Below are 16,774 nucleotides of genomic sequence, written 5' to 3'. Positions count from 1 at the left end.
AAAAAGCATAAGATTTTTCAAAGCTTCTCCCGAAAAGGAAACTGTTTGGATAATTCTCCAATGGAGAATTTCTTCAGTTTATTAAAACAAGAAATTTACCATGGAAGAATCTTCTATAGCTACGAAGAACTTGAACAAGCGATTACAAGATTTATTGACTATTACAATCAAAAGCGTATGAAAAAGAAATTAAATTGGATGAGTCCGATAGCATACCGAAAAGCGTATCAAAAAAAAGCGTGAAGTTTTTCAATTATATAAAAAAAGCGGAGTGGATTTCTCCACTCCGAGTAAGTCTAACATTTGGGGGTCACTACACAAAGTCAGCTCTTTTTATTATCAAGAAATTTTTATTAGGGACAATAATAACAAATGATAAGGTATACAAAAGATTTTAAAGTTAATTATTTATCATATAAAATATAGAAAGCCCTTGCAAAAAATAGTCATATTTTGTATACTCTTAAGTGTAATAGATGTGCTGTATAGTTAACTGATGGTAAGGTGCACTCAATAAACGATCTGTTGCAAGAATTACTTAGGAGGAAAAAGCAGGATGGCAAGAGGAAATGTAAAATGGTTTAACGCAGAAAAAGGTTTTGGATTTATTGAAGTAGAAGGTAGTGAAGATGTATTTGTTCACTTCAGCGCGATTAATAGCGAAGGATATAAATCCTTAGATGATGGACAAGAAGTTGAATTCGATATTGTTGAAGGAGACAGAGGCCCACAAGCTTCTAATGTCGATAAAGTCTAGTTTTAACTATCCAAATAAAGAAGCTCTTTATGACTGCATAAGGCAGATCATAAAGAGCTTTTTTGTTTTAAAATGTATTTAATTATGCTTTTTTGGCAATTAAGCTATATAGGAATACAAGAATAATTGCACCAATAATTGCTGGAATAATTGCGATTCCACCAAGTGATGGTCCTAAATCTCCTAATAAATATCCACCTAAAGCTGAACCAATTAGTCCAAGAATAATATTACCAATAATACCACCGGGTACTTCTTTACCTATGATTGCTTCACCAATTGCACCAACGATACCACCGATGATTAACATTAAAATAAAACCTAACATAAAAAATCTCTCCTTTTTCTTTGCTTCATTTTGTTTCTATAAATAACTATATACTATTGTCATATTTTGTTCAAATATTTCGCCTTATAAAAAAACTTCCCAAGTATTTGGGAAGTTTCAGACTATTTATCCGTTATTCGAAGTAGTTGATCTCTCAAGCGATCTTCCATTCTGACAAGTTGACGTTCTGCTTCTTGTCGCTTAGAACGGCCTTCTTGTTGGATCGAAAGAGTTTCTTCTAAGGTTTCAACTAAATCAGTTTGTGTTTTCTCAAGTGTTTCAATATCGATAATTCCTCGTTCATTTTCACGAGCTGTTTCAATAGAAGACTGTTTTAGCATTTCTGAGTTTTTAGTCAGTAAATCATTTGTCGTTTCTGATACTTGTCTTTGAGCTGTCACGGCTTCTTTTTGACGTAATAAAGTTAAAGCCACTACGATTTGATTCTTCCATAATGGAATAGCTGTATTCACAGAAGTTTGAATTTTTTCAGATAGAGCTTGGTTTGTATTTTGAATCAGACGAATCTGTGGTGCTTGTTGAATCGTCATTTGTCTGGCTACTTTTAAATCATACACTCTTTTTTCTAAACGATTCTGGAATTGATTAAGATCATTAACACGTTGAACATCCATTTGATTGGTGCTACTTTCAGCTGTTTTCATTGCTGACGGAATAATTTCGGTTTGCAGTTCTTCGAGCTTAACTTCACCAGCAGCTATATAGATATTGAGTGCTTCAAAATATTCAAAGTTTTTCTCATATAGCGATTCAAGCATCTCATTATCTTTGAGCAAAAGGTCTTTTTCTTTATCAAGTTTAACTGCAATTTTATCTATTTGAGCACCGATTTTTTGATATTTAGCAGTAGTTTCATATATAGATCGATTAATTTTCTTAAACATTTTTTTGAAGATATTTGAATCATCTGCTCTTAAATCATCAGGGTTACTGTCTTTCAGTTTGAACATTAAATCATTCAATGTTTCCCCAATATGTCCAGTTTCTTGATTTTGTACGTGATTCAAAACTGAGTGAGAAAAATCACCTAGTTTTTGTTGTGCACCTGAGCCATAATTTAAGACTGCGTCAATATCTGTGACTGCAATCTGATTTGCTAACTGACGTGCTTGTTTTTGACGTTCTTCTGATAAAGTATCAATCAATTTTCTAGCATCATCTTTTTCGTCTCCGGTAATTGTATTGCTAGTATCCGCCTGTGGAGCTGGAGGGTTTTTTATAGTATCACCAAAAGGATTTGCAAGCAGATCATCAAGTTCACTCGTTTTTTTATCTTGTACCTTTGTAATGTCTAGATTCTTATCAGTATCATTTTCAACCATATAACTTTACTTCCTTTCGATAAAATTTGTTATTATTTTTGAAATCATATTATAAATTACACTTCGTCATTTTGAATTGATTCTTGATTAAAACCATTATCCTTGTCTAGTGATCTTTTTGCAAGCTCAACCTCAACTTCCATATCTTCGATATCATCTGACTTGAATTCGACATAATCTTCGGCTATCTGCTGACACATCTTGTCTAGAGTCTGAGAAGATCTATCAAGCATATCATAGGTCGCTTTGCTTTTAGCTTGATGATTATCGATTTCTACATATTTTTCAGAAAGATCAGCTAAAGAAGGTAAATGTACGTATAAAAACTGATCTACTTCATGCAAACGGTTTGGTTCTTTGATAATTTCTCTGAACAAAGATTTTGTTAAATGAATAGTATTGTTACGGTTTTCGATTGCTTTCAATTTACCAGTTGCATGTAAATTAGTTTCGATTTTTTTGATTTGTATTTTCGCATTCTGCATAGTTTGACGAAAGTATTGAATATCTTCTTTTCCTAATCCTTTTGACTCATAAAAAGCTTGCTTTTCTGCTGATAATTTAGGAAGTCTGTGTTTTCCATCCTGAGCACGGTGTTTTCTACCTCTAATATAAAGCAGGAATACACCTACTGCTGCACTTAATAAAGCTGCAAGTATAATAGGGAAATCTACAGCCACGAGCATAATGAAAATAAATATTATTGTAATACAGGTTAAAAGATAAATAAGCGTATCTGCTAAACGATTTTTATTCATATTGGCTCCTCCAAAAGATTCGTTATGATTTGTATATTTATTTTATCATAAATGCTGAAAAGAGTGACATAGGACCTAAGGATGATATTGCTTAATTTTAAAAAGAGTCCTGTAGAATTCACATAGAATTTAATTGTTCTTTTATTAATCAGTATTCATTAATGAAAAAGAAAGTAATCTATTGTATGATATCTTATAGTATATAGAGGAGTTGAGAAGATGGAGTTTGAAGAAAAGACAATTAAAAGTGAGCTCATTTATGATGGAAAAGTAACAAAATATATTGTTGAAGATGTACTTCTTCCAAATGGACAACAATCTAAAAGAGAAATTGTCAGACATGATGGTGCCGCAGCTGTCATAGCTTTTACTGAGGATCAGAAGTTACTATTAGTTAAACAGTATCGTAAAGCAATCGAAAAGATTAGTATCGAAATTCCAGCAGGACTCAAAGATGTTGAAGACGAAGATGGGTTGAATACAGCTAAAAGAGAATTAGAAGAAGAAACTGGATTTCAGGCACAGGATTGGTCTTTTGTTACGTCTTTTTATAGTACTCCAGGTTTTACAGATGAATTTTTGGAAATCTATGAAGCAGCACAGCTCATAAAAGTTGAGAATCCATTACCAAAAGATGAGGATGAAACAATAGAACTATTAGCATTGACTTTTGAAGAAGCATGGAAAGCTTATGAAGAAGGTCAATTAAGAGATTCTAAGAGTGTGTTTGCATTATTTTATTGGAAGATGAAAAAAATACAGGAATATAAATAGAAGGTATGAGTATATGCAATCTAGAAAAGAGTTAAAAAAGCAGAAACAAAAAGAAGTTAAGGAAAAAACACGACTTCAAAAACAGATAAAAAAAGAAAATAGAAAAAAGGAACGTCAACTGTCTAAACAAGGAAGAACATCAAAAAAACGAATCAACGAAATGGAACGATATAGACGAGTTGAGAAAAGATTAACGCAAGCTATCATTGTGGTTGTATTATTATTGGTCATCGTGTTAATTTATACAATTTATGGACCGTAAACATAAAGGAGTCTTGATCATTGAAAATTGGAATTATTGCTGCTATGGAACAGGAAGTAAATATTTTAGTAGATAAATTAAAAGATAAGACAGTAAGTACTGTTGCAAATCAGACTTTCTATAACGGAATCATCGATAAAGTTGAAGTTGTTTTAGTTAAATCAGGGATTGGAAAAGTGAATGCAGCGATTGCAACAACTTTATTGATTGAAAAATATAATGCTGAAGTTATAATCAACACAGGTTCAGCAGGTGGTATTGGAAAAGAACTAAAAGTTGGGGATTTAGTAGTCTCTACCGAATTATCCTACAATGATGCAGATGCCAGGATATTTGGATATGATTTTGGACAGGTTCCACAGATGCCAAGCAGATATAAGGCAGATAGTGATCTGATTAATAAAATTTCAAAAGCGGCAGATAAGATGGAGTGGCTAATCAACAAGGGTCTGATTGTTACAGGTGATTCATTTATAGCTAATTCAGACAAAATAAGTGATATAAAAGGAAATTTCCCGGAAGCCTTAGTTACAGAAATGGAAGGAGCTGCTGTAGCACAGACTTGTTATCAATTTGGAGTTCCTGTTGTAGTAGTAAGGGCATTGTCAGATACTTCTGATGAAAAAGCATCTGTTTCTTTCGGGGAATTTATAGAGCATGCGGGTAAAAAATCTGCTGAAATGGTATTGAATATTTTAAAAGATTTATAGTGTTTTGAAGAGGGCGGGTCAGGCCTTCTTTTTTTGTAGAAAAGTTTGTGAATGGTTGATTGTGCACTATAAATTGAATATACTTAACTTGTGATAGTGATAATCATTCTCATTAGTAGAGCTTTAAAGTGCTAGACTATTCACTATATAGTAAAAGAAGATGAGAATGAAAAAATGTGTTCTTTTTACTTTTAGTCTTAAGCCTGCTGATTTCTTTATTAGTGGGTGTAGAAGATATAACTTTTTAGTGAATTATTCTTCGTTAGTGACAATACTAAACGAAGGGAGTCTTTCAGCTTTTGGGGGAAACTCCAGATACGGAATGATCTATGAAAAATTTGGCTTTACTCCGATTGGCTCTAGTATCGAATCATCGATTCATGGACAGTCTATATCATATGAATATGTTTTGTATGAAGATCCTGACCTGTTATTTGTTGGAGATAGAACGCTTGCAGTAGGTGGCGATCATTCTGATCTTAGCGAAAATTCAGTTAACCAGGAAACAAAAGCCTACCAAAATGACATATTATCTATTTAAATTCTGAAATATGGTGTCTTTCTGGTGGTTTACAATCTATGCAATTGATGATTGAAGAAATTAATGAGCAAATAGATTTATCATTATAAAAGTACTATTTAATCATGATCTCAAGATCTCTGTTATATTATAGAGACAAGAAATATTGGAGGAAAAACAGTGCATAGAACTTACAAAAAAGAAGATTTTCAAATATTTCAATTAAATCATTTAGAAGAAAGAATGGAAGCTATTCGTAAGGTTATACAGCCTATATTTCAAGATCTAGGTGATATTTATGCTAGTATAATCGAAGGAAAAACTGGGCATAAAATGTATTTTCATATAGCTCAGCATAGAAGAAGAACCACAAATCCCCCAGAATCGACTTGGAGCGCAATAGGTGGTAATGCTAGGGGATATAAAAAATATCCTCATATTCAAATCGGCATTAACGAAGAGCATGTCTTTATTTTTGTTTCTATAATTGATCAACCGCTGTATGAGAAAGATATGGGAGAAAGTCTACTTGAAAATAAAGAAAATTGGATAAAGTTGAAGGACGACTTTGTTATTTCTGGAGATCATACTAAATCTAATGTAGAGCCTCTTACCGAGGAAAGTGGAACTAGACTTATAAAAAGAATGATCACTGTGAAAAAAGGAGAAGTATTAATTGGAAGGATTATTCCTAATAATAGTTCTTTACTTGATGACCAGTCAAAACAGCAAGCTTTTTTACTTGAAACAATTGTCCAGTTAATTCCTCTTTACAAACAGCTATTAGATCGGTACGAGAAGAATAATTTGACAGGTAAATAAAAAGTCAGGAGATAGAAAGTGATTATTGAAACAAAAAGATTAAGTATAAGAACTTTTCAAGAAAAGGACTTTGCCGATACTTTGGCAATTTATAAAGATAACGAAACTTGTCGTTATTTGCTCCATGATCCATGGACTTCTGAAACGGCTCAGGATTTTTTCAAAGTAAAAATCAGCAATAATCAATTAAAGCAAGATCAAATGTTGAACTTAGCCGTTGTTTCCCAAGATAAAGTCATTGGTGACTTATATGTTTGGTATACAGATATGCGAGATACTGTTGAACTTGGGTACAGTTTCAATCGTGCGGTTTCAGGAAATGGTTTTGCAACCGAAGCATTACAAGAGTTGATCCACGTATTATTTGAAGAGATAGATATTCATAGAATACAAGTGAACATCGACTCAAGAAACAGTCCCTCAAAAAAACTATGCGAAAGATTAGGAATGAGAAAAGAAGGATACTTTATAGCGGATTACTGGAATAAAGGTGAATGGACCAACAGTCTGGTTTTTGGTATGTTATATTCAGATTTTTTGAAATCAGTAGGTCCGATGAATAGAAGTGCTTAATTAATTAGTCTTTATTCTGGCGTACTTATTGCATATCTTTAGACAATTTCTTAAAGATTAGATATGATGAACTTATAGTATTCTTTAATCTTATCTTTGAAAGGTTTACGAGCGATAAGAGCAAAGAAAATAGAATATGGAAGGTGAAAATATGAAAGAATTATTTGCATTTCCTACAGATGAAATCATGAAATCAGACGAGGTGTATTTATCCATTTCGCTGAACGCTCAAGCTAATGCGTTTGAAACAGAAGCTAATCAGATCCAGTTTCAAAACTTATTAAAAGAAGCGAAAGAAAAAATCTGTGATGTTTATGATGAAAAAACATGTGACACTTTCTTAGAACAAATCAAAGGTTTACGTAATGATTCAGATTTTTGGAGAAGAGTATCTGACAGCGTTGTATTTTATGTCACACAAACAGATGCGTACTTTTATAGATTAAGCGTACCCGTGGACAATGAGGTAGTAGTATCTAACCAGGCTTATGTGCTGCCGTTGATACCGAATTTTCAGTACGTGAGTTATTATCATTTATTAGGACTGAACCATGATAAATTTACCTTATTTAATGGCCGTGGAACACAACTCCAGGAAATACCATTACCTGAAGATGCTCCGACAGATTTAGAAAAAGCTTTAGGTAAAGAACTGACGGGCGGGGAATTAAACACCGCTGATTATAACGGAGCTGCCGGACAAGGTATGTTCCATGGACATAACGAAAAAAGTAATGAAGTCCAAATTGACCAGAACAATTATTTTCGTGTAGTAGACAAATATGTATATGAAAATTATACAAAACCAACAGAATTGCCCCTTGTCTTGTTTGCGCTACCTGAGAATATTTCTGATTTTGAAAAAATATCTAAAAATCCTCATTTGGACGAAACAAAAGTTGAAGGATCTACAGCACAATTGTCAAGTGCACAAATTCAAGATAAAGCTAGTGAAGTAGTGACTGAGATTATAAATCGCCGTTACAAATCGTTAGTTGAAAAATTTAATGAAACTACACCGGAGTTTCGCTTGGAAGCACAGTATAATGATTTAGCAATGGCTAGTATCCAAGGTAAAATTGATACTCTTCTGATTGAAGATCATTATCAAGTACATGGCACAATTGATGAAAATGGACAGTATAAAGATGGTGCAGAAATTAATGCCTATGTTAATCAGCTAGTTCAGAATGTTTTGAATACTAACGGTAAAGTATATATTCTTGATAAGGCGAGTATGCCTTCCGATACAGGTATCGCAGCAACTCTAAGATTTTAATTAATTTTTATGAACAATAAATCTTGTTAAAAACCTCAAAGCAATATCTATTTTAGATACTGCTTTGAGGTTTTAGTTTGATCTAGTTATTGACTTTATATTTATAAAGAGGTACAATAGTCTTTGTGTAAAATAATGCAGCAAGAAATGGTATCCGCGTCAACAGTTTCTTAAGGTAAGTTAATGAGTAACCTGCGGCTGCAATGGCGAAAGTTCATAGAAACTGCACGTAATACTGAATTTCTATCCCGTTATTTTACTCCAAAAAAATTATTGGAGGAATACAATCATGGCACGTTTCACAGGATCTTCTTGGAAGAAATCTCGTCGTTTAGGCATTTCACTTTCAGGAACAGGTAAAGAATTAGCTCGTCGTCCTTATGCTCCAGGGCAACACGGACCAACTAGCCGTACTAAATTATCAGAATATGGTATGCAACTTAAAGAAAAACAAAAGTTACGTTATATGTATGGAGTAAATGAACGTCAATTCTTCAACTTATTCGTAAAAGCTGGTAAAATTCGTGAAGGTAAACACGGTGTTAACTTCATGATCTTACTTGAACAACGTTTAGACAATGTAGTATACCGTTTAGGTCTAGCAACTACTCGTCGTCAAGCACGTCAATTAGTAAACCACGGACACATCACTGTTAACGGAAAACGCGTTGACATACCTTCTTACAGCGTTCAAGTTGGAGAAGTTGTTGGAGTACGTGAGAAATCTAAAAACTTAACAATTATTAAAGAATCTGTTGAATCATTATACGGTCGTCCTGATTTCATCACTTTCGATGAAGAAAAACTGGAAGGTTCACTTACACGTTTACCATTACGTGAAGAAATGCCAGCGGACATCGATGATTCATACATCGTTGAATACTATAACCGTTAATTTTAACTGGTTCAAAAAAGCCTGCAGCAATGTGCAGGCTTTTTTGTTTTCTAAAATTAAACTATTAATAATTTAATTAAAAAGATCTATATGATAAACTGATCAATAGAAATACAAAAACTATAAAAATAACGAGAAAGTGTTAGGAGAGAAAGAATGGAAAACATAGAGAAAACATTAAAATTTTTGCAGAATACATATAATAATAGTGTTTATTTTAAGAAAAATCCAAATGCTAAAGAGTATAGATATCAGCATACCTTATGAGTTTCAAAAATTGCTATGGATTTGTCCGAAAAAGAAAATTTAGACAAAGATGTTGTAGTGATTGGTGCATTGTTACATGATATTAGTTATGCAATAGAATTTGAGAGTAAAGAAGACTGGGAAAATCATGGACGTAATAGTGCAAAAATATCTGAAGATTTTTTAAATGAATTAAACTTAACTGAAAATCAGAAAGAAGAAATTTTACTTGGTATTGCTAGTCATGTAGATGGAAATCCAGGAATGGATAGAGGAGAATTATCAATCAATGCTCTAACAATATCGGATAGTGATAACCTTGATCGATTCGACATTTATCGAACATTTGAAAGTCTGTCTTATCATAAATTTTATGATAAAACAGTAAAAGAACAAATTAATTACTTAAAGGAACGATTAGAAAGCAGAGAAAAACTTCTGGGTGTTGAAGAGGAGTTTGCAACAGTAACCGCAAAAGCCATGTGGCGCAAAAGAATTGAGAAGCAAATGCAAACATATGAAGATTTACTGACTCAGTTAGAAGGAGGATATTACTTTTTACAGGATAACTAAAAGGAGAAATGGAATGAGAAACATGGAGAAATTAAGAGTTGTTATTGGAGCGGGAGAGTATAACAATAATCCAGGATGGATTCACACACAAGAACAGGATTTGAATGTATTAGAAGAGGCATCATGGGATGAAAACTTTAAAATTGAAACAATTGATGTGTTGCTAGCAGAACATGTTTGGGAGCATTTTACTTATGATGAAGGAGTAACGGCAGCAAAATTATGTTGGAAGTATTTAAAACCTGGCGGATATTTTAGATGTGCTGTTCCAGATGGTTACTTTCCTAATAAAGAATACCGAAAAGTTGTTCAAGTAGGTGGTCCCGGTCCAGTTAATCATCCGGCAGCTTCACATAAAACGGTCTATAATTTTGAGACTTTAGGTAAGCTGTTTTCAGAAGCTGGATTTGAATGTGAACTGCTTGAGTACCATGATAAAAATGGAGTATTTCATCAAATTAATTGGAATAAAGAAGATGGCAATATTTTCCGATCAGTAAAAGTAGATCCAAGGAATTCTTCAACAATAACTTTTCCAAGTTTGATAATTGATGCCAAGAAATCGTTGAAAGTAAAATTTAGTTCTACAGTATAAAAAATTAACGACAAAATAATCTATGGTGAGAAATAAGAATGATTGGGTAGAATTGAAAGTTAAGAGACACTTGGAGAGCATAGGTCCTTATAATAAATTAATAAAAAAGTTATCAGGACATTATTAAAAAGGATAAGCAAATAGTCTTTAATTGAAGAATTCGCTTAACGATGTATTATACTTCGTTTATGATCAAGAAAGAACTACCTAGTCAAAATTATTTTAAATGCTTAAATTACATTAATTATGAAACCCATCAACAAGTTACTGGAATTATTTATAGTGTTAAGATAAATAATTTTCAAGATATAAAATTATCGGATAAACATGATTATTAAGAATGGTTATCACTGGATAATCTAAATAAAATGAATAAGTGGTTTTATCCCAAAATGAAGAACTGGAATTAGAACAACCTGATTTTTCATAGACAAGAATAAAAACCTACTGAATACTACCATTCCAGATGTTCAGTAGGTTTTGTTGCGTATTTTAGAGGTGTTTCAGTAAAACACTTGCAAATTCTTCTATTATTTCTTGATCTTCTTCTGTAAAACGATTTTTTATCGGTGCATCTATATCTAAAACACCAATTTGTATGCCATCTTTTGTAAGAGGAACAACAATTTCAGATTCGCTTGCCGCATCACAAGCAATATGTCCAGGAAATTCATGTACATCTTTAACAAGATAAGTCTTTTGTTCTTTAAAAGCAGTCCCGCATACACCAGATCCGTTTTCGATTCTAACACAAGCTACTTTTCCTTGGAAAGGCCCAAGTACAAGTTCGTTTTCAGAATCTTCCCATAAATAGAACCCTGCCCAATTGATTTCAGATAATTGTTCGAATAATAACGCAGAAGCGTTACTTAAATTTGCTACTCTATTTGTTTCGTCTTCTAATAAAGCATCTAGCTGTTTATTCAGCATATGTTTAGGTTTGACTGTGCTCATTTTATCACCTTTCCATTAAGTACAAATTTTAAAAAGAAAATTGATTTTTTATAAGTTTCTATAGGTTTCTTGAACCTATTTTAGAGAATTTGCTTGTAAGTATAACATATTTCCTCAATATTTGATATACTGTTAAGAAGAGAAAAGCAGGCAGGGAATTTATGTATATAAAGCCTAGTCGGAGGGAAAGTTCATGTCGTTAGAAATTGTTGTTGTTATATTAATGTTGTTGATCGTCGCACTTTACATAGCAATGTATATCATCAGAAAAAATCATTACAAATCAATAGATGAGCTGGATTCAAGAAAATCTGAAGTAATGAACCAGTTCCCATTGGATAAAATACAAGCTGTCAATAATAGAAGTATGACTGGACAATCGAGAGAAACAGCTGAGGAACTAAAAGAACAATGGGATCAGATTGAAACAAAACAATTTCCGACAATCGAAAGCTTGTTATTTGAAGCTGAACAAGCTACGGATCGTTACCGTTTCAAAAAAGCACGTCAGCACGAAGAAGAGGCTGAAAGAAAAATTGTTGAAATCCAACAATCTTTAAATAGTTTAAATACAGCTTTAGATGAATTAATGCAACGTGAAGAGGCAAATCTCAAAAAAATAGAATCTATCAAGAAAAGATATCATATGATCCGTAAAGATCTATTAGCTAAGAGTTTTTCATTCGGAAGAGCAGTTGATGCGCTTGAAGATAAATTAGGTACAATGGAAACAGATTTTTCAACTTTTTCTCATTTGACAGCTGCTGGAGATCATGAAGAGGCAAATCTCTTATTAAAACAACTTGAAGAGACCATTACTGCAATGGAAAATTATATGACTGAAGTACCTGGGATTCTCAAAAAAGTCGACAATGAGATACTAGAACAAATTGAAGAGTTGGAAAGTGGGTATCGATCCTTGCAGCAGGAAGGCTATATATTCCCTGATGATTCAATAAAAGAGGATCTGGCTCAAACACATGTCAAAATAGAAAATACAAATAGTTTGATTGGTTCGCTTGAAATAAAAAAAGCAGAAGAATTATTGGCAGAGCTCGAAGCAAAAATAGAACAAATTTATGATAAGTTAGAAGTTGAAATAGAATCAAAAAAAGAAGTCAACGAATTGCTCAACCAAATACGTAAAATATTTCATTATCTTAAAGAACAGAACCGTAAGTTGTTTATTGAAATAGATAGACTATCCCAGAGTTATCTTTTATATAGAGATGAAAGGAGCGAAGCGACTCAAGTACAAGAAACAATCGCAGAACAAGAAAAATTATATATGAAAATCAATGAAGAATTAGCAGAAGAGAGTGTTCCATTTTCCCAAGCTAGTCAATTGTTGAACTTAATGTTTGATCAATTACAAGAGATGAATGAAAAATCGACAACGATCAGTAAGCATTTGAGTGATTATAGAAATAGCGAATTAGAAATAAAACAAGATTTAGAAGAAATGGAAATTGCAATGCGTGAAATGAAGAGATATGTTGAAAGCAGGCATCTTCCAGGATTACCATCTGAGTATCTCGACTTTTTCTTTTATACTACTGACCATATAGAACAATTAAGTCAGAGCTTGGCTAAACCTAAACTGGATATGACAGAAGTTTTTAAATTGCATGAGATGTGTGAAGATGATGTGGAACAGTTAGCTCAAGATACAGATGAACTAGTAGATCAAGCGATGCTAAGCGAACTTGTCAGTCAGCGATTATACCGATATAAAAATGAGCACAGTGAAGTGATGGAGACAATCAAATATAGTCGCAGTTTGTTTTCAGAAGACTTTGATTATAAAACCTCATTAAAAATGGTTCGAGAAAAACTGGAAACAATTGAGCCAGGAGCTTTTGAAGAAGTTCAAAAACAATATAGAAAAGAGAAAAACTTCTCTTGAGTTGAGAAGTATAATTAAAAGAGCTAGGTTGTGATTTGAATTCACATTCTAGCTCTTTTGGTGAGTAGAAGCTTCTCGCTAATTTGCTAAAATATATATCTTTTGGTATTATGCTACGTAAAAAAGATTACTGAAAGAATAGAAAGAGTGTATAAATGATTTATTTAGATAATAGCGCCACAACAAAAATTGATTCGTCTGTTTTGGATACTTTTAATAAAGTAAATTCGATGTATTTTGGTAATCCATCGAGTTTACATGAACTTGGAGAGACGACAACGGGATTATTGACACAATCAAGAAATTTAATTGCTGAAACAATTGATGTTAAACCTGAAGAGATTTTTTTTACTAGTGGTGGAACTGAAGGAGACAATTGGGTTGTTAAAGGAACAGCAATTGAAAAAATAGCTTTTGGTAAGCATTTAATCACCTCAGAAATAGAGCATCCAGCAGTATTGGAATCAATAAAACAACTAGAAAATATGGGATGGGAAGTGACGTATCTCCCGGTAGATTCGAGAGGTATTATTTCAGTTGAGAAGCTTAGACATGCTTTAAGAGAGGATACTGTGCTGGTTTCTGTAATGGCAGTCAATAATGAAACGGGTAGTGTACAACCTATTGAACAGATCGGTGAAGCCTTGAAAGATTATCCTTCTATTCATTTTCACGTTGATGCAGTTCAAACTGTTGGTAAAATCGATTTAAAGTTAGGAGAACAAAGCCGAGTAGATATGGCTGTTTTTTCAGGACATAAATTCCATGGTCCGAAAGGTACAGGTTTTGTGTATGTAAAAAAAGGTCGAAAACTAGCTCCGTTACTAAGTGGAGGCGGACAAGAAGCTGGATTACGAAGTGGGACTGAAAATGTTCCGGGAATCGTAGCAATGGCAAAAGCTTTAAAACTAATTTCTGAAAAACAAGCAGGAACTCAAACTGAGCTCACTTTAGAATTAAAAAAGTATTTAGATACTAAAAAAAATATCGAAGTATTTTCACCCGAACAGCGAGCCCCGCACATACTTTGTTTTGGTGTTAAGGGTATTAAAGGAGAAGTAACAGTACATGCTCTCGAAAAAAGGGGAGTCTATGTTTCGACAACTAGCGCATGCTCAAGCAGAAAAAAGGTCGAATCAAGTACACTTTTAGCTATGGGTATTCCTAAAAGTAGAGCTGAAACAGCAATTAGAGTCAGTTTGTCTGAAGATAATACATTGGCAGAACTTAAAAGCTTTATAAAAATATTTGATGAAATCTATCATTCTTTTAAAGCTATACAATAGAATAGAGGATATATATGATTACAGAAGTTATGGTAAGATATGGAGAATTATCTACAAAAGGTAAAAATAAAAAACAATTTATTAAGCAGTTAGATAATAACGTTAAAAATGCACTTAATGAATATAGAGGTTTGAAAATCAAATCTCATAGAGACCGTATGCACATTGAATTAAATGATGAAAGTGCAGATATAATTATAAATAAATTAAAAGTAATTTTTGGTATACAAACGATATCTCCAGTAATAAAGGTAGAAAAGTCGATTGAAAAAGCTAAAGAAGCGGCATTGTTTTTAGTTAAATCTAACTATGAACCTGGTCGAACATTTAAGGTAAATACAAAAAGAGCAGATCATGAATGGATGTTTGATACAAACGAAGTTAACCAGATGTTAGGCGAATATATCATGAACTCTATTCCAGAAATTAAAGTTAAAATGAAAAAGCCAGATATTAATGTTCGTGTAGAAGTTAGACTTGATGGGATTTTTTTATCTATAGATTCAATTAAAGGAGCTGGAGGATTACCAACGGGAACGAGTGGTAAAGGGATGTTAATGTTATCCGGAGGCATTGATTCGCCAGTTGCAGGCTATTATGCTATGAAAAGAGGCATACAAGTAGAGGCTGTTCATTTCCACAGCCCGCCTTATACTAGTCCGCAGGCTTTACAAAAAGCAAAAGATCTAACTGAAAAACTGGTCAAATTCTCTGGTCCACTTCCTTTTATAGAAGTTCCCTTTACTGAAATTCAAGAAACGATCAAGAGAGTCGTTCCGCAAGGTTATATTATGACGATTACTAGAAGAATGATGTTGCGTATTACGGATCAATTGCGAGAACAGCGGTCTGGATTAGCTATTATCAATGGAGAATCACTTGGACAAGTCGCTTCTCAGACGATGGAAAGTATGTCTGTGATAAATGAAGTGACACATACACCAATTTTAAGACCGCTTATTTCTATGGACAAAACAGATATCATTGAAGTTGCTCAAAAAATAAATACCTTTGAATTGGCAATCTTACCTTACGAAGATTGTTGTACAATTTTTACGCCTCCAAAACCAAGAACTAAACCTAAATTAGTGCATGTACTTGAAATTGAGGAAAAAATGGATATCCATGGTTTAATAGAAAGGGCGATTCAAGGCATTAAGATTGAAGAGATATCAGCAAATAATAATCAGGAGTCTAAACAAAAGCACATTTTTGAAGATCTGTTGTAGTTTTTGTTGTACAATTTCTTATCTTAACGTTAAAATGGAGATACTAACTGAAAGAGAGAGGGTGTTAACATGGATGTAATGATGAAAGGTAAGCCACTTACAACAAATTCAACTGTACCTGCCAAAGGAGAACAAGCTCCTGATTTTTCTTTAAATGATTTGAACGAAAAAACAATCAGTTTATCAGATTATAAAGGTGAAGTTGTACTAATCAGTACTTTTCCAGACATCAATACAAGTACATGTTCTAGACAAACGGCGAAATTTAATGAAATGGCGCGGACTTTAAATAATACACGAATTTTATCTATTTCAACAAATACAAAAGAAGAACAAAGAGACTGGTGTTCTGCTAAAGAAATCGATATGGACCTGTTACATGACAATGATCGTTCATTTTCTAAAGCCTATGGTCTTTATGTTGAAGAAATGGATAAAACTGCTCGTGCAGTATTCGTTTTGAATCGAGAAGGGCAAATTGTTTATAGGGAAGTCGTCAAGGAAATGTCTCAAGACCCTAACTATGAAGAAGCAATCGCAGCTGCTAGACATGAAGAAGCAGAAATGACATAAAAGAAAGCCTTTCTTTTAAAAGGGTAGTCTGATAGAATGTAAATAAATATTTAGCTGAGAACAAGAGGAGTATCTTTCTAATTTTATTTAAGAGAATGGGTGTATGGTGGAAATCCCTAATGAGTTGGATTGAGAAAGTAGCTTGTGAGCTAACAGAGTGAATAGTATCAGTAGCTTTGTTTGAGGTAACGGGTCATTACCCCCGTTTATGAAGTGGTTTGAAGAAGTATTTTCTTCAATCAATTTAGGTGGTACCGCGAATGAGTAAGCATTCGTCCTATTGTAATAATAGGACGGATGCTTTTTGCTTTGTCCGTTCGAAGCAAAGCGAGTTACGGACAAAGTACTAGGCGTAACGAAGTGGAGCGTAGTATCGATTCGAAAGTCCGTT

The 16,774-nt window shown here is 33.2% G+C and carries 20 protein-coding genes and 1 other annotated feature; of the genes, 16 read left to right on the top strand and 4 right to left on the bottom strand.

Translation table 11 applies throughout. The annotated features are described in order from the left end of the window. Both BM212_RS05885 and BM212_RS05880 read left to right on the top strand, forming a co-directional pair. The coding region (locus BM212_RS05885) for an IS3 family transposase (RefSeq protein ID WP_143744915.1) at window positions 1-243 on the top strand (243 nt) is incomplete at its 5' end. A gap of 313 nt (window positions 244-556) precedes the next feature. Beyond that, complete coding sequence (locus BM212_RS05880; RefSeq protein WP_072694549.1) at window positions 557-757, top strand: cold-shock protein; 201 nt, start codon at window positions 557-559, stop codon at window positions 755-757. An 82-nt stretch (window positions 758-839) separates the two neighbouring features. Here BM212_RS05880 and BM212_RS05875 read toward each other — a convergent pair whose 3' ends face one another. From BM212_RS05875 to BM212_RS05865, 3 genes are all read right to left on the bottom strand, one after another. Next, window positions 840-1,085: a GlsB/YeaQ/YmgE family stress response membrane protein gene (locus tag BM212_RS05875; protein WP_072694550.1), complete on the bottom strand. Its 246-nt coding sequence runs from the start codon at window positions 1,083-1,085 to the stop codon at window positions 840-842. Between the two features lie 122 nt (window positions 1,086-1,207). After that, window positions 1,208-2,395 carry a toxic anion resistance protein gene (locus tag BM212_RS05870; RefSeq protein ID WP_177206358.1) on the bottom strand — a complete coding sequence of 396 codons (1,188 nt, stop codon included), beginning with the start codon at window positions 2,393-2,395 and terminating at the stop codon, window positions 1,208-1,210. Between the two features lie 89 nt (window positions 2,396-2,484). Next, window positions 2,485-3,186, bottom strand: coding sequence for a 5-bromo-4-chloroindolyl phosphate hydrolysis family protein (locus tag BM212_RS05865; protein WP_091897180.1), 702 nt, complete (start codon window positions 3,184-3,186; stop codon window positions 2,485-2,487). A 219-nt stretch (window positions 3,187-3,405) separates the two neighbouring features. Between BM212_RS05865 and BM212_RS05860 the strand changes: the two genes are divergently transcribed. From BM212_RS05860 to BM212_RS05815, 10 genes are all read left to right on the top strand, one after another. Continuing rightward, window positions 3,406-3,960: an NUDIX hydrolase gene (locus BM212_RS05860; protein ID WP_091897177.1), complete on the top strand. Its 555-nt coding sequence runs from the start codon at window positions 3,406-3,408 to the stop codon at window positions 3,958-3,960. Window positions 3,961-3,973: 13 nt separating this feature from the next. Next, a complete protein-coding gene (locus tag BM212_RS05855) occupies window positions 3,974-4,222 on the top strand; it encodes a hypothetical protein (RefSeq protein ID WP_091897173.1) in 249 nt (82 codons plus the stop codon). A gap of 20 nt (window positions 4,223-4,242) precedes the next feature. Beyond that, a complete protein-coding gene (locus BM212_RS05850) occupies window positions 4,243-4,932 on the top strand; it encodes a 5'-methylthioadenosine/adenosylhomocysteine nucleosidase (RefSeq protein WP_091897170.1) in 690 nt (229 codons plus the stop codon). A 166-nt stretch (window positions 4,933-5,098) separates the two neighbouring features. Further along, window positions 5,099-5,473 carry a substrate-binding domain-containing protein gene (locus BM212_RS05845; protein ID WP_091897167.1) on the top strand — a complete coding sequence of 125 codons (375 nt, stop codon included), beginning with the start codon at window positions 5,099-5,101 and terminating at the stop codon, window positions 5,471-5,473. Between the two features lie 159 nt (window positions 5,474-5,632). Continuing rightward, a complete protein-coding gene (locus tag BM212_RS05840) occupies window positions 5,633-6,274 on the top strand; it encodes a YktB family protein (RefSeq protein ID WP_177206356.1) in 642 nt (213 codons plus the stop codon). Window positions 6,275-6,292: 18 nt separating this feature from the next. Further along, window positions 6,293-6,847, top strand: coding sequence for a GNAT family N-acetyltransferase (locus BM212_RS05835; RefSeq protein ID WP_091897160.1), 555 nt, complete (start codon window positions 6,293-6,295; stop codon window positions 6,845-6,847). Window positions 6,848-6,998: 151 nt separating this feature from the next. Then, on the top strand, window positions 6,999-8,126 hold the full coding sequence (locus BM212_RS05830) for a baeRF6 domain-containing protein (protein WP_143744914.1): 1,128 nt from the start codon (window positions 6,999-7,001) through the stop codon (window positions 8,124-8,126). Window positions 8,127-8,415: 289 nt separating this feature from the next. Next, the gene (rpsD, locus tag BM212_RS05825; protein ID WP_072694560.1) at window positions 8,416-9,021 is read left to right on the top strand and encodes a 30S ribosomal protein S4; all 606 of its coding nucleotides are present in this window, start codon (window positions 8,416-8,418) and stop codon (window positions 9,019-9,021) included. A gap of 276 nt (window positions 9,022-9,297) precedes the next feature. Continuing rightward, the gene (locus BM212_RS05820; protein ID WP_342714021.1) at window positions 9,298-9,840 is read left to right on the top strand and encodes an HD domain-containing protein; all 543 of its coding nucleotides are present in this window, start codon (window positions 9,298-9,300) and stop codon (window positions 9,838-9,840) included. A 13-nt stretch (window positions 9,841-9,853) separates the two neighbouring features. Then, the gene (locus BM212_RS05815; RefSeq protein WP_091897154.1) at window positions 9,854-10,435 is read left to right on the top strand and encodes a class I SAM-dependent methyltransferase; all 582 of its coding nucleotides are present in this window, start codon (window positions 9,854-9,856) and stop codon (window positions 10,433-10,435) included. 492 nt (window positions 10,436-10,927) lie between these two features. Here BM212_RS05815 and BM212_RS05810 read toward each other — a convergent pair whose 3' ends face one another. Further along, a complete protein-coding gene (locus BM212_RS05810) occupies window positions 10,928-11,389 on the bottom strand; it encodes a GAF domain-containing protein (protein WP_091897151.1) in 462 nt (153 codons plus the stop codon). 193 nt (window positions 11,390-11,582) lie between these two features. Here BM212_RS05810 and BM212_RS05805 point away from each other — a divergent pair, with 193 nt between their 5' ends. The 4 genes from BM212_RS05805 to tpx all read left to right on the top strand — a co-directional run bounded on the left by BM212_RS05805 (window position 11,583) and on the right by tpx (window position 16,383). Continuing rightward, window positions 11,583-13,295: a septation ring formation regulator EzrA gene (locus BM212_RS05805; protein WP_091897147.1), complete on the top strand. Its 1,713-nt coding sequence runs from the start codon at window positions 11,583-11,585 to the stop codon at window positions 13,293-13,295. Window positions 13,296-13,450: 155 nt separating this feature from the next. Beyond that, window positions 13,451-14,581, top strand: coding sequence for a cysteine desulfurase family protein (locus tag BM212_RS05800; protein WP_091897145.1), 1,131 nt, complete (start codon window positions 13,451-13,453; stop codon window positions 14,579-14,581). 14 nt (window positions 14,582-14,595) lie between these two features. Beyond that, window positions 14,596-15,810 (top strand): tRNA uracil 4-sulfurtransferase ThiI, encoded by a 1,215-nt coding sequence (thiI, locus tag BM212_RS05795; protein WP_281244382.1) that lies wholly within the window; start codon window positions 14,596-14,598, stop codon window positions 15,808-15,810. Between the two features lie 69 nt (window positions 15,811-15,879). Further along, entirely contained in the window at window positions 15,880-16,383 is a 504-nt protein-coding gene (gene tpx / locus BM212_RS05790) for a thiol peroxidase (protein ID WP_091897142.1), read from the top strand. Between the two features lie 47 nt (window positions 16,384-16,430). Beyond that, window positions 16,431-16,666 (top strand) — a binding site (T-box leader). The last annotated feature ends 108 nt before the right edge of the window (window positions 16,667-16,774 follow it).

Source organism: Marinilactibacillus piezotolerans (genome assembly GCF_900114235.1).
Classification (GTDB): Bacteria; Bacillota; Bacilli; order Lactobacillales; family Carnobacteriaceae_A; genus Marinilactibacillus; species Marinilactibacillus piezotolerans.
The sequence above is the reverse complement of the archived record's forward strand: the minus strand, read 5'-3'. Positions and strand labels throughout refer to the sequence as shown.